Here is a 14,841-nt window from a genome sequence, read left to right as displayed (position 1 = left end):
GGTTAATTTTGTAAAATTTTTATTAATTAAATTTACCTTAATTACAAAAACATTGCTTCAAATAACTTTCGCATTTCCAAAAAATGCAAAAAAGTTTTATTTTTTCAATTGAGCTTGACAAAATAAAAGAACTTTTTGAAGGAATAAATTCATCTAATTTCAGTGATTTTTTTGAGTTTTTAGGGCAACTAAATTCAAAAAGCCCTATTTTCAGGGCTTTTTGAATTTCTCATTTTCAAAGGCTTTTCCTTTAAAAAATGAAGAATTCACTCAAAGTAGACTTCATATGACACCATCTTCTTTTGATTTTTGGGGAATTATATATAAAAATGCTGTCTGTGGAGCAAAAAAATGGCCATTTTTTTCTAAATTTTTCCACTTTGGTGATTTTTTTTACTTCGATGACTGTTGTGTACTATTGATTTCAACTATGGTTCCAGCAAATTTGGTTTGATCCTCCACAAATTTTGGATTCTCTTTTTTCTTTTCCTCGTTGTAATATTTGATCAAATTAGTCTTGACATCATCAGAATCAACAACTATTTTTGAAAAAGTACCACCACGGTGAGCCGCTTCAACAAAAACTTTTAATTGTTTTTTAGCATCTTCAGTAAAATTTGACCATTGACCTTTGAGATTAAAAGTTACACCATATTTATTTTCACCATTTGAACGCAAATAAATTGTTGGCTTCGGTCGCATGTCACGTTCTGGCGGTTTAATTACTGGCTCAATACCCGTTAATCTAGTGCTAAATTGTGAATTGTCAAAATCACTTGCCTGTGCAGTGTAAGTAGATGAACTTCCGCCAGATCCATTGTTGTTTTTATCAACTGAAAAATAAACATAATTAAATTTAAGTTGTTTGAAGCCTTCATAGTCTTCAGCAGCATATTTGTCTTCTTTTCAATTTTTGATATTATCATTGAAGAGCTTATCTACTTCATCGAATTTAATATCTTTCAAAGTTTTGATATTTGTATCACTAAAATCTAAGTTCGGAGGGTATCCACCTTTTCCACCTTGACGGCCTTGGAAGGGTCTTTGGTAAATTTTGGAACCAAAAGCAATTTTAAGACCATCAGTAATTTTATTTACATCATCACCGCTATCCCAACGGAGTGTGTCAAACAAAATTGAACCCGGAATTTGTTCGCCAGGATTATTTTTATGAAAAGTGGCAGCATTGTTGTAATCAAAGCTAATATAATCAACATTTGCAATTGCATTCGGGTTAATTGATCAGTTTTCATCAACTGCCATGTCGTTTGAATACAATTCAAGTTCTTTTAATTTTTTGTTTTGTATTGCACGAAGGCCATTAATTGCTTTTTTATTATCCAAAAATAGGGTTAATTTTTGGACTTTTTCAGGAAGATTTTCTAAAATTTTAGTAATATTTTGTTCTTTGTTTCCTGAACCAACATTTTTAAGAACAACAGCATCAATTTTTCCTGATGTTGCTTTTAAAAAATCTTGGAATTTTTGAAAAGCATTATTATCTCTTGCATCAAGGGAAACCGCGGTGATTTTTGATTTTGAAGATTTATTAGGATTACTATCATTTGGTGTGTATTCGTAAACTTTGATTGAACCGGTGTTGGCTCCGGAACCTAAGGCTTTTTCAATTGCAGATTTAAACTCGCTATTTGAAGTGGAAACATCATTTTTTGTTCAACCTTCGAATTCTTGATTGGCGATTCCGCTTGGAGTTCGAGGCGCCCATCCTGGAATATTCAAAACACGGTTTTCGTTTCTCTTACGATAAGTTCCATTTTTTCCAGTAACAGGATTGTCGTCAGGATTAACAAAAGTTCAAACATTGTGGTCATCTTTTGATGGCAACATTCCACGCGCAATTGATTTTAGATCAAGTTCAGTAAATTGTGGACCTCTTTTTTCTTGCTCTTTTAGAACATTCAAATAATCGGTTTCTCGTTGTTTCCAGTTATTAGCTTCTCAAATTTGGGCCTTGATTGATTCTTCAAAAACCTCTTTTGAAACCTTCCCACCATAAGAATAAAGATTGTAATCATGCTTCATTCTTCGATTTAATTCTGCAATTCTGTCTTCATAACCTTTAATTTTTGATTGTGTTTTTGAGATTGAACTACCAATTCCAATTTTTCAGGCGCTCTTTGCAGCATCAATCTGTCCTTGGGAAACTTCAGCAGAGGTTCTATTGGATTGTGAAGGTTGTGAGCGACTTGGATTTGTGATTGGACGAGCAGTTTCTGCAGGTCTTGCTGGGATTGTTATGACAGATTCAACTTTAGCAGAAGGTTTGTTTTCTTCTTTTTTTATTTCTTTGGGTTTTATTTCTTTCGGTTTTTCAGGAACAACCGGTTTTTCTTCAATCTTTGGAGCAACAATTTGCGGCGGTGTGGTTTTTTCAATCTTTTTGGGCTCAGTTTTTGGATCTAATTTTGCATTTGTTACTGGTGAATTAAAACCCGATTCATTTGGCCGATTCTTTGCGATCGTTGAAGGTGCAAGCGGTGAATAAGAAATAAGGGATGATTCTGAATTTCGGCTACTAAGAATTTCATTAACTGAAAAGGAAAAACTAGCTGCAACTGCAAGTGCAGCCATGCCAACAATCATTTTTTTACGCTTTGACATGTACATAAATATCATAATTTCGCCCCCTTGTTAAAAAACTAATTAGAAACAAAAAAAAAAAAAAAAACTAGAATTTTTTCTCAATTCTTGTTTTTAAGTAGTTTTGAAAATATTTACTAAATTATAAATTAAAAATTGCAAAAAAAAAAAAAAAAAGCCTTGCCAATTTTTCAAGAAAAATAAGATTGGTATTCCTGATTTTTTCTTGAAAAATTAAACAGACTTAAGATTTTTTTCAACAGTTAGGCCGCCAAAACTAGAACCAAGAATCGTATTCCCGCTTTCAACAATTATTTTTGAAAAAGCATTAGAACGTTTTGCGGCCTCAATAAATTTACTTAAATCATTTTTTTGCGCATCAGTTATTGTGTTTCCTTTTAAAACTAGTGGCACATTTTGCACCTGTTTACCAGTTTTGTCCTTTAGAAAAATAGTTGAAAATTCATATGGCCCAAAATTAAGTCGTTTGCTAAATTGGCCATCAAAATCATCAGCATTCACCTCATAACCTTTTTGAGAATTTGAGCCTGAAGAGCTTGAATCGCCATCATAGCCAAAATAAATATTAGCAAATTTTAGAAAATAATTTGCCGTTTGCTTAACACCAGTATCGGTGTCCCAATTCGAAATTTGGTCATTGAAAGCCTTATTTGCTTCATCAAATTGAATTCCTTTAAAAGTTTTTTGGTTAGTTTTGCTAAAATCAAGGTTTGGTGGGTAGCCGCCGCGACCACCAAAAACTCCTTGGAAAACCCGTTGGTTAATTTTGGAACCATAAGCAATTTTCAGTCCTTCGTTGATTTTGTTCTGATCATGGCCACTTGCCCAATTTAAAGTGTCAAAACGGATTGAACCAGGCAGTTTTTCTGCAGGATTGTAAAGCTGAATCGAACCTTTGTCAACGTATTCTCATTTAACAAAATCAACGTCTTTGAGGCCATTGGGATTAATTGCTCAGCTCCCATTGTCTTTTTGCAAATTTGAGTAAAGCGAAAGTTCTGAAAGTTTGTGTCCTTCAAGTTTTGAAAGACCTTCAAGACCCTTCGGATCTTCGACAAAAAGTCTTAATGATATAATTGAACTTGGCATCTGGCCAATAATTTGACCAATAGTTTCGGCACTTTCACCTTTAACATTTCGGAGCACAATTTCCTTTAGTTCCTGATCTGAGGAAGCAAGACTTTTTAGGATTTCACTAAAATTCTTAAGTGCATTTGGGTCAGTTGAATCAAGAACAAGCGAATGAAAAGAATTGTAACTTGAAGTCGCTCCATTTCCTTGCTCTTTTGTGTATTTAATTAGTTTGATTGAATTTGTGTTAGAAATTCCTTTGTCACTTAAAGCTTTTTTGAAATTCTCAGTCTGCAAGTGTGAACTACTGTCATCAAGCCCGCCTTTTCAACCTAGTCGCTTAAGTGAACCAATAATTGTTGAATCCTGATTTTGTCAAGGACTTTTGTTGGGCGCAATCCCACTTTCATTGCTTTTAGCAATCCCTTGTTTAACTATATTAACTTTGGGTTCTCATCCATCTGTTTCTCTATCAGGTGTGTAACCCTTGTTGATCATGTCAATTTCTTCTTTTGTTAGTCTTCCTTGTTCAAAGCGTTGTTTTCGTTGTTGATGGTATTGAAGATCGTATTTTTGGCGTTCTAATTCATATTTTTTATTATTGATTCGGTAATTATAGGTTTCATTTCAAGCTTCAAGACTGACTTTTGAATTTCAATAAACAGATTTTTCTTTCTGATCTCTTTGAGACTCTAAATCTTTGATTTGCGCCTCAATGTTGCTGATATTTCTTTGCGCAGTATTAACATTAGTTGAAGCCCGAAATTTTAAATTTTCAATTGCACCAGCATAACGCCCATCGGCCGGGTTAACACTAATAGTCGGCGCTGGAGTTGACGCTGGCGGTGTGAAAGTCGGCGCTACTGGTCGAGTAATTTGGGTGGGTGGAGCAACTTGTGTAATTGTTGTTGGTTTTTGAATTTTTCTTGGTGGTATCGGAGTTGGAACTGGAATTGGCGCAACAATTGGCGCAACAATTTTCGGTTTTTCATTTGGTTTTTCCTGTGGAATTGGGTTTTCAATTGGTTTTATTGGTGCAACTTTGGGAACGAAAATTGGTTTTTCAACCTCAATTTTTGGCCCAGGCGATGGTTTGGGTGCTTCAGGTAATTTTTTTGCCGGTGGAGGACTAACATAATCAGTATTTGCAACAGGAGAGCGAAACCCGGTATCATTTGGTCGATTTTTCAAAATTGTTGAAGGAGCAATTGTTGAATACTTAATTTGTTCGCTTGCATAAATATGGTTTATTAAACTGCTTGTTAGGTAAGCACCAAAAATTACTACCGGACTTGCAAGTGCGATAGTAATCATCTTTTTGCGTCTTGATAAATGAGCAACCATTTTTCTCCTCTCTACACTAATTTTTTAATTAATAATTATAATACATTTTTTTTAAATCTTTAGGAATTTTAGCTACAAAATTCAAAACTAAAAAAAGCACCAAAAATAGGTAATTTTATAGTTTTAGGATACAAAGAGAATCCAAAATTGAAAAAATTAAGGTTTTTTCCCAAATTTTTTCACGCCAAATCCAAAATTATCGATGTGGATTTGGCTAAAATCAATAAAAAATTGCCTGAAAACACAAAAAAAAAAAAAAATTATTTTAAAAATTGATCTAGTGGAATCTCGCCAGAAATTTTTATTTTTTTAGAACTTGCATCAAAACTGAAACTATTATTTTCCTTGGTAAGCGCTGAACCTGAAGACAGATAAGATAATTCAAGTTCAAAACTATAAAACAATTTTTTATCCTTTAATTCAAGTGTAATATTTTTATTTCCGTCCTTCAAAATGCTTTCCCAATTTAGTGAAACAATTTGTGGAAAAGTCAAAACATTGTCTTTTATGTAATCTTTTACTAAAAATTCTTTCAATAAAATATTAGGATCAGGACTTTTTAATTTGAAAAACAGACTTTCAAGTAAAATTTTTGCAATACTTCCCTTGGTGATTTCAGTAAGTGGCTGATCCTTTTCATTATTCTTTAAAATATTTTTATCGCGGATTTTTGGCCAAACTTGGTGCGGATCAACTTCAAAAACAAAATCTTCTGTTGCAGGATTTTTCCTTAAATTAGTAAAAGTAAATTCCTCCGGAGTTCCCACAACTGATTTTTCTTCATTTCATTTTGTTTTTTGCACTTTGATTTTTAGTTCACCAGTTGAATCGTTTGGTGTTGCACTAATTACATCAAAAGATCATTTAAATGGTTGTGTGTTAGATTTCACTTCTAAAAACTCGTTTTTGAGACCAATTGAAAGTGAAACTTGATTAAAAGCAGCACTAAAATCAGCAAAAATTGGCGAATTTAATGTTTCTTCATTGTCTGAATTCACGAGTGCATAGGCTAAAATTGAAGGACTAATTTTGCTAAAAATATCAGGAAGTTTCTTCTGATGAATTTTCCCTTCTTCAGAAGGTCTGCTTGTTGTGCCAAGTTTTTCTTTACCTTTTTCAACATCCCAAAAAAGTATAACATTTTTTATTAATTGGATAGACCCCTCTTTTTTTGAAACAGATAATTGTACATTATCAAGGTAGCGGCCACTTGGATCGTTATTGTCTTCAACTGCCTTTACATCGTAGGGAAAATTAAAACTTATGTTGTATTTTGAATCATCAAAATCTGGTATTTCCTTGATGAAATTGCTATAGTGGAAAGTTGTGGGCTTTTGCCGAAAATGATAAAGAACAGTAGCGGTGTTGCTTGACTGGTTCTTTTCATAATCAGAAATTTGCAAATAATCAGGAATTTTATCAAGAACTTGCTCTAATTCTTGTTTTTGTTTGTTGTATAGTTGATTTTTTTTGACAATAAGTTGTTGTCTTTCAAGTTCTTTTTTTCGTTTTTCTTCTTTGATTTTACTAATTTCTTCTTGTTTTTTTAATTTAGCTAGTTCAAGTTCTCGTTCTTTTTTTTCAAGTTCTTCTTTTTGTTTTTTGATTTCCTCCTTTTGTTTGAGGATAGTTCCTTGCTTTTGATTCTCAGAGTTTTCCACATTTCCTGAATTTGCTAGATTTTCTGGTTGGACTTTAGATGTTGTGTCTGCTAAACCAGTAAGTTTTTTTTCAATTTCAACCCTTTTTTTTTCAACTTCAGTTTCCTGAGAGCTAATTTTTTGCAGTTCTTCCGTTTTGTTTTTTTCTTGACTAATTAATCTCAGTGCTTCAATTTCAAGATTATTTTTTTTATTCTCAAGAAAAGGAATTGAATTAGCTACTTCATGGTTGTTATTTTCTGTGCTTTGATTTAAATTTTGATTATTTTGGCCATTTTTTAAACCAGTATCAGCTTCAATAGTGCTAGATTCTAGGCTAGGTTGATCATTTTTAACTATGCAGGCAACAAACAAAAAAGGAGTTAGAGCAAATCCTAATCCCAAAAACCATTTTTTTTGTAAATGCTTCTTCAAAATTAACCTCCTAAATTAATCTATTAAATAAAATTATACCCTAAAAATAGGTAAATTTTAAAAAATCAAGAGTTGAAAAATGAGAAAAATTCAATAAAACTTGCTTGTTCATATGAGGGCATATTTATATGATTTTTGTAGAATTACACATGAAAACACTGTTTGACAAGCAAAAAAATTAACTGTTTTTTCCTAAATTTTTCCGCTTTTCAGTTGCTTTTGCTTGTCAAATTTTAAAAAAGATCCTATTTTCACTACTTTTTGCAGTTTTCAATTTTTTAAATGATTTTTACTAAAAAGTTTAAACTTCTGATTTAAAAGATTAATTGCCTGTCAGAGAGTATTTTAAATTGATTTTGGTAAAATATCCACATGAAAAATGCTGACGGTGTAGAGAAATCAAGGTTTTTTCCTAAATTTTTCCACTTTTTAAGGTCCTAAATTCAAAAAAACACTCTAGAATCAAGACTTTTGAGATCCTATTTCTAATGGCTAAAATTTACAAAATTCACATTAGTCAACTATTTTGATTGAATTTGTGTACTTGATGAATTCGGGAAATTTTTAAATTTAAGCATGTTTTCAATAGATTTTATTTTTGATTCTAACTTTTCAATAATGATTGCTACTTGATCTTTGGTCTGTTTTTTGGATTCTTCTATTTTAGATTTAACATCGGAACTGGCGGTTTTTTCAGTTGTTTTTACTTCTTTGACCTTCTTGTTATAGTAAAATTTCTTGATTTCATCAACTAAATTTAAGTATTTGGTTCGAAATAAAATGCCAGAAGTAACGTGGCTTGTTAAATTATTTTGGTCATAATAAAAATTTTTCTGATTTTTGTCAAGCATAATTAGTTGATTTAGAAAAACAAGTTTACCGTTTGCATCAAAAATTCCACTTCCGGAGGCCCCAGGCCCATTAGTTGCAAAAAACATTGGTTCACCGTTGCGAATTACAACACCTTTAAAAATGTTTTTTGCAAAAACCATGTTTGGCCAAAAACTACCTAATTTTGTTGTGTAGTCAATTTCACCCTCTTTTCAAACACGATCGTTGATTTCTAACGGTGGTAATTTTGCCATTTCTTGCCAAAATTCTTTGAAAACATTGAATTGATCAGTGAATTTTTTAATTAAATCATCAAAAGTTTCACCACTTGATAAACGAAAAGACCTCATAAACCATTTTTGATTTTGTTTGTAAAAGGCCAAAAGATCCTCAATTTCCTTAGTAAATTTCTGCTCATTAAAGTAAAAAATTCCTAAATCCTTATTGTGATTGTTAAAATCTTTTGCAAGTCGGAAAAATTTTGAGTAAAAATCTTGGCTAAATTTTTGCATTGTTTTAATATCAGGATTTGAAATCCGAATTTGAGTTTTAACATTATAAATATTCTTTTTTTTGATTTCAGCAATCTTCTTTTCGTATTCATTCTTGATTCACAAAAGACTCAAAATTCCTGAATAGCCCAGTGGATAAACCGTGTTTGCTTTGTTATTGTAGTAAAATCGCATAAATGGAAAGGCGCTTTTTTTTCAAAAAGGCTCACCACCCACATATAAAACGTGTCTATTTGTCAAAAAAACACTTTCGCCATTGTAGGAATCAAGTAAAACTGCAGTTCCAACACTAAATCGTACATTTCGCTGAAAGGTGATTCTATAACGTTGGTCAGAATAATCTAAGGATTTGAAACCAAAATACTTTAACTTATAGTGTTTATTGCTAAACCTTGGATTATAGTAACTGTTGTACAAAAAGCGTGCTGGATTTTGGTAGGAAATTTGGTTCGCATTAAGTTTGTCAAGCAGGTAAATATTCAAACCTTCGTTTTTTTGCCCTAAAAACATTTTGTCGTTTTCCTGTTTAATGCCATTTTTTGCGTTAATTATAAAATTTTGGTATAAATTTTTTAACTTATCCCATTTAAAGTTGATATCTTGGACTTTTGTTTCAACGACATCGCTGAGTTTAGATGGGTTGAAACTGTTAATGGAATTTCTGTTTATTGCCAAAAATTTAGTTTCATCAAAAATATTTGGATCAACCTTGTTCAGATTTGAAGGTAAATTGGCCTGTAAATTTATAGGTTTGCCTTGAGTTTTAATGATTTTTTTGGTTCTATTTTCACTTTGGTTGTCAAAAATACTTGGTTTTTGCTCATTTTTTGGCAAAATTAGAATTTTTTTGTCAATATTTTCCGGTTTTAAAGACTCTTTTTCTTTTGGTGGAAAAATTATTCTTTTTGCAGGCTTTGTCGGTAAGACTGGAATTACTGGCACTGGTGGTGTTGGTTTTTCAACCGGTTTTATAATTTCTTCTTTCTTTTTTTCAATTGGTTTTTCAGGAGATTTGTCTTTAATTTTTTCTTCTGTTTTTTTGATTTCTACCGCCGCTTTAGGTTCAACTGACACCATTGGCTTTGCAGATTTTTCAGTTGGAATTGATAAATCAGGAAGAATTAATTTGTCATTTTTTTCCCCCTGGCCACTAAAATTAGGACTAAACTGTTGATTTTTTGCTTTTGGTGATGAAATAATTTCAGTATTTTCTGGCTTAATTTCTTTTTTTATTTCCTGTTTTGGTTGGTTTATTTTTTCATTTTCTTGTTCTAAATTAGAAATAATTTTAGTGCTTTTTGGAATTATTGCACTAAAATAGCCACAAGAAAAAAGAAGCACTGGCAGAAATGCAATCGCAAAAGAGGCTGAAAATTTTGCCAGCTTTCTTATTTTCATAGATTCCTTTTCCAAAGTTAAATTTTCTGTATAATTTTAACAAATATTTATACAATATTTTTTTTTTTTTTTTAAGCGATTTTCAAACATGCTTGGGCAAAAGGTTTTTAGGTTCTAGTTTTTTGTAAAAAAACAAAAAAATTTTGGGATTTCTAGTTTAAAAGTGGTATAATTATCTATTAAATTATATTATAAGAAAATTTTTTGGAAGTTAGAATTATGAAGTTATGATTCAAAAAATTTAGTCTTAAGTTCTTTTTTTTAAGTTCTATGTTTCTTGTTCCAGTGCTTACAATGGCTTGTGTTGTCAAAAAAGAGCCGGAAATTTTATTACAAAATTTGCAATCCAAGTCAGTTGAAATAATCCTTGATAATGTCAACTTGGCTCCTGGAGAAAATGTGGCAAAATCTTTTCTTGTTGAGCTGAAAAAGGAAAATACCAAAGAATATCAGGCCACAAATTTCACTGCACGGAAAACTTTGCACAACAATGAACCCAAAATTTTGTTAAAAATTAGTGATTTGGACGCTGATACTAGGTATGTAATTCGTATTAATCGCTTTAAAGGTGAAAAAAAAGAACAACTTTTTGTAAAGGGAAATGTTTTTAAAACCAATCCAAATCCGATAATTATTCCAAAATCCTTTCAGGTTATCATTCCATCTGATCCATCAAGTCAATTTAGTTTCAAAGTCGCTTTGGCAAATCAAAATTTGTCGCAACAAAAAATTGATGTTCACTTTTATAAAGCGAATGAAACTCGTGAAAATGTTGAAATTCAGCAATTTACGCATAATCTTAAATCTGATCAGTTTTTATATGTTAATTTGACGAATTTGGAGCGGGGCACAAATTACGTAATTTCTGGTCTTTTTGATCAAAGTGGTAATTTGTTGACTTTTGATGACAATTTATTTCCTTATAATTTTCGGACCGAAGCTGATATTGTCGGACTTGAGCTTTCAAATCAGAAATTTGCTGGACAAATTGACGGAAAATTAGAATCAATTAGTGTTGATTTTGTTGTTAGATTTAGCCCTGGAATCGTTAATGCGAACAATGTAAAAAATTACGTTCTTGTTTTCAAACGCGAAAATGAAGGAGTTGGTACTGGTTTTGATCAGGTTGACAATAAGGACCTTGAGTTTATTGCAAAATTTTCCAAAAATCAGGATCCAAAATCAAATTCATACATTTTTCGAGTTAAATTTCCCTGAAATCAGCCTAATAATTTTTACAAAATCACCAAGGGCTACAACAAACTTGCCCAAAATAACCACTCTTTTGATCAAAATATTTTAGATTCACCTAATATTTTGAAGATTAATCCTTCGATTTTACAACAAAAATTTAGGATTGATTCCTAATTTTTTTTGTAGATCTGAAGTCAATTTTTCCTTATATTTTTGTAAAAATAAAGAATTTTTAAATGACCAAAATTACATTTTCTCACTATTTTCGTCTCAATACGCGTCAAAAATATTTTGTTTGACACCAAATTGATTCAGATTTTTATGATCGTTTTGATTTTGACAACGAAAATGATAATGATTCGCTTTGAGATTTTGATGGTTTCGACCAACCAAGCAATTTTATTGACTTGCATGCTAACATTTTTGAAAATTTTGCTATTGAATTCCGCAAGCATATTGATAAAGAATATTCAACAAAAAAAATTTGCACTGTCACTAAATTAATTACTGCAGAAAAAATTGCACAAACAAAAGCTTTTTTAGAATCAGGGCAATGTGAAATAATTTTAAATCCCTGCTTTTTGTTTGAAAATGCAATTTCACAACCCTCAGTTTTTTTTGTTTTCAACAAAAAAATAAGCATTTTAAAACTTTCAACAAGCACGAAAATTCGTGATTATTTGCGCGCAAATTGAGATTTTTGAATCACAACCTACGCTTTGCGACAAATTTTTCCTGACCTTGAACCAGTTAGAGATATTTCTTTCTTCTTGCTTGACACTGTTGAATTTCCAAAAGAAAAAGCGATTGAATTTACAGAGATTTTTTGACTTTCACAAAACAAATCACCACGAAATGCCAAGAAAAGTGATTTGGAAACTTCGCGGCGTTTTTTTGCCAAAAAAATTGCAAAACAAATCGGAATGACACTTGATGAATTTGAAAATGAAAAATTTTTAGAAGCAAACAAAATCATTAAAAGTCTTGAATTACAAACAATTCAACGATTTTTGATTAAAAAACCAAAAATCACCAAAATGGTACCAGTAAAATCAGCCATAATTGAAATTTTAGCGGCTCAAAAAGTGAAAGAGTTTGGCCCCCCGGAAAAAATTGATAATTCCCCTTTTGAAAAAAATCCTGAGTTTAGCTTGCTTTTAGCAAATTTTAACGAAAAATTAACAAATTTTAGCGGCACTATTTTAAAGGCTAAAAAAGCGCTTGAGTTAGTCGAAGACCCAAGTGGTCTGATTTTGTTAGAAACAAACTCATTCTGATTCAAATTTTTCCAAAGAACTAACCAAATTTTGTTAAATGATCTTAAAAAAACAAAGCTTTTTTTAGAAAAATTGAATAACAAAAAACTAGTTTGATTCGATTTTGAGGCATTTTCCCTACCATATCCGCCAATCGATTTTGTCCAACCATACCAACAAATTGTTTTTCAGGTTTCGATTGTGATTACGGTTAATGGCAAAATTTTGGAACAGGATTTTCTAGAAAACAACCTTGTTTTTGATCCAAAAGGTTATAATTGAGAAAATTGTTACAAAATTATCGAAACAATTTATCAGGATGATGTTGATTTTTATCTTGTTTTTAATCAATCTTATGAACAAACAAGACTTTTTGAGATGCTTCAAATTATTTTTGCAAACTTTTTGCAAAAATATTCAAGACTCGAAGCTACAAAAAAAATGGAAAAATACACCAAAATGGTGCAAGAAATTGTTGCAAAAATCGTTGATTTGAAAGATCCTTTTGCAAAAAGCTGGGTTTTGCTATCTGATTTAAAAGGTTTTTACTCAATCAAAAAAATTGAATATTTCATCAATAAATACAACTACAAATTAAAGCATTTAATAGTTCCCTATAAAGAATTGGAAATCCAAAATGGTTTGCAGGCAATGAAAATTGCAATTAATCGTTATTTAAATTTTGTTGGAGACCATGAATGGGAAAAGGCTTCAAAAAATCTCCGTATTTATTGTCAAAATGATGTTGTTGCAATGATTATGGTCTGGGATTTTCTCAATTTTATTTGTGAAAATGTCAATAAAATCGCAAATATTTCTTCAGCTGATTTTCAACCAGTGAAACTTTTCTAAAAGTAAATTTATTTGCTTTTATTCGAAGGCAAAAGTTCCAAATACTCCCGACCTTTTGCCGTAATTCGCCGCCCCCGTGGCGTTTTTTCAATTAATTCTCGTTCAATTAGGGGTGGTTCAATAATATTTACAATTGTTTGTCGATGCTCCCGCAAAACATTAGCAATCACGTCAAGAGCAACACTTTTCCCCTTAAAAATTTTTACAAGTAAAGTCAAATATTCAATGTTAATTTGCGAAAGTCCCTGATTATAGATTCCAATGCTATCAAAAGTTTTGTCAACAATTTCACGATCAATTTTTTTGACATTAAGAACAAGTGCAAAATCACGGATTCTTTTCAACAAATTATTTGCAATTCTTGGTGTGTTATTGGAAAAACTGGCAATGTACTTAACAATTTCAGTGCTCATTTTTAGTTTTAAAATAGCCGCTGAATTTTTAATGATTTGAATCATCTCTTCGCATGTATAGTCAATAATTTTGGCCACATAGCCAAATCGATTTTGCAGCGGTGTTGAAATTTGTGCCAGTTTTGTTGAAGCGCCAATTAGTGTAAAACTTGGCAATTTCATGCGCATAATTTTCCTTTCACCATCAACACCAATTTGCAAATCGATCACAAATTCCTCCATTGCCGAATACAATAATTCCTCAATATTTTTGTTAATTCCGTGAATTTCATCAATGAAAATTATTGTGTTTTGTGAAATATTTGCCAAAACTGACAAAACATCAGCTTTTTTTTCTAACAAAGGACCCTGAACATACTTAATTTTTGCTTCAAGTTGATTTGCGACAATATTCGCTAAGGTCGTCTTTCCTGTTCCGGGCGGTCCATAAAATAAAATATGATCCAGTGAGTGTTTTCGTTGTTGACTTGAACTTATTAGGATTTGCAAGGTTTGAACTAATTTTTTTTGACCAATAAAGTTTTCAAAATTTCTTGGTCTAATTTCTAAATTCTCTGGCATTGGAGATAATCTTAATTGCCTCTTCGATTAGATGTTCAAAACTCTCGCTAGGTTCGATGTTGGCAAGTGCATAATCAATTTGGCGTACCTTAAAACCAAGCATTTTCAAAGCATCCTCAAGATCTGAAGCGGTTTTCTGTTCAAGGGAAGTTTTTTGGAGGATTTCATCAATAATTTCGTCTTTTTTTTCATTTATTTCATCGGTGTTTTCAGCTGTTTCTTGTTTTGCAGCTGTTTTTTCGGTTTCAGCAAATTTTTTGTATTTTTTTTGGAATTCAAAAACAATTTGTTTTGCATTTTTTTCAGAAAGATACTGAATTTTCGCAATCGCTTTTCAGTCACCATTTGCAATCAAATTAATAAAACTTCTAAAACCAGAATTTAGCGCTGAAATTGCTGTTTTTGGCCCAATTCCCTGCACCGAAATTAGATCTTCAAACAAAATCCGCTCACGAAAACTTTCAAAACCATAAGTAATTTTCGTGTAGTCATTTTCATATTCATAAACATAAATTTTTCTGTTTTCGTCGCGTTGAAAGCGGTCAATTTGGGGAACATAGATTAAATAACCATTCCCTGCATTTTCAATAATTAAGTAATTTTTATTTTTTGAAACAACTTTTCCGTATTTATATATATTCATTTCCCCCCCCTTTAAAAGTTCTTTTCGTACAAGTTTATAATTTTTTGGGAATAAATGAAGAAAATAGGA

General features: G+C 31.4%; 8 protein-coding genes. 2 read left to right on the top strand and 6 right to left on the bottom strand.

Annotated features, from left to right (window positions below):
• Positions 1-393: 393 nt before the first annotated feature.
• From IM807_RS02155 to IM807_RS02140, 4 genes are all read right to left on the bottom strand, one after another.
• A complete protein-coding gene (locus IM807_RS02155; RefSeq protein WP_196362917.1) occupies positions 394-2,628 on the bottom strand; it encodes a putative immunoglobulin-blocking virulence protein in 2,235 nt (744 codons plus the stop codon).
• 207 nt (positions 2,629-2,835) lie between these two features.
• Positions 2,836-5,037 (bottom strand): putative immunoglobulin-blocking virulence protein, encoded by a 2,202-nt coding sequence (locus IM807_RS02150; RefSeq protein ID WP_196362916.1) that lies wholly within the window; start codon positions 5,035-5,037, stop codon positions 2,836-2,838.
• Positions 5,038-5,297: 260 nt separating this feature from the next.
• On the bottom strand, positions 5,298-7,112 hold the full coding sequence (locus IM807_RS02145; protein WP_196362915.1) for an LppA-related lipoprotein: 1,815 nt from the start codon (positions 7,110-7,112) through the stop codon (positions 5,298-5,300).
• A gap of 521 nt (positions 7,113-7,633) precedes the next feature.
• Positions 7,634-9,853 carry an Mhp366/Mhp367 family surface (lipo)protein gene (locus tag IM807_RS02140; RefSeq protein WP_196362914.1) on the bottom strand — a complete coding sequence of 740 codons (2,220 nt, stop codon included), beginning with the start codon at positions 9,851-9,853 and terminating at the stop codon, positions 7,634-7,636.
• Positions 9,854-10,123: 270 nt separating this feature from the next.
• Between IM807_RS02140 and IM807_RS02135 the strand changes: the two genes are divergently transcribed.
• Positions 10,124-11,221, top strand: a complete 1,098-nt coding sequence (locus IM807_RS02135; protein ID WP_230861166.1) for a hypothetical protein — start codon at positions 10,124-10,126, stop codon at positions 11,219-11,221.
• 62 nt (positions 11,222-11,283) lie between these two features.
• Positions 11,284-13,155, top strand: a complete 1,872-nt coding sequence (locus IM807_RS04295) for a DUF2779 domain-containing protein (protein ID WP_196362912.1) — start codon at positions 11,284-11,286, stop codon at positions 13,153-13,155.
• An 8-nt stretch (positions 13,156-13,163) separates the two neighbouring features.
• On the opposite strand, the gene ruvB is transcribed toward IM807_RS04295, so the two are convergent.
• Both ruvB and ruvA read right to left on the bottom strand, forming a co-directional pair.
• A complete protein-coding gene (ruvB, locus tag IM807_RS02125; RefSeq protein WP_196362911.1) occupies positions 13,164-14,129 on the bottom strand; it encodes a Holliday junction branch migration DNA helicase RuvB in 966 nt (321 codons plus the stop codon).
• Complete coding sequence (gene ruvA / locus IM807_RS02120; RefSeq protein WP_196362910.1) at positions 14,107-14,772, bottom strand: Holliday junction branch migration protein RuvA; 666 nt, start codon at positions 14,770-14,772, stop codon at positions 14,107-14,109. The genes ruvB and ruvA overlap by 23 nt, the downstream gene beginning before the upstream one ends.
• Between the last annotated feature and the right edge of the window lie 69 nt (positions 14,773-14,841).

Source organism: Mycoplasma sp. 'Moose RK' (genome assembly GCF_015708155.1).
Classification (GTDB): domain Bacteria; phylum Bacillota_I; class Bacilli_A; order Mycoplasmatales; family Metamycoplasmataceae; genus Mesomycoplasma.
The sequence above is the reverse complement of the archived record's forward strand: the minus strand, read 5'-3'. Positions and strand labels throughout refer to the sequence as shown.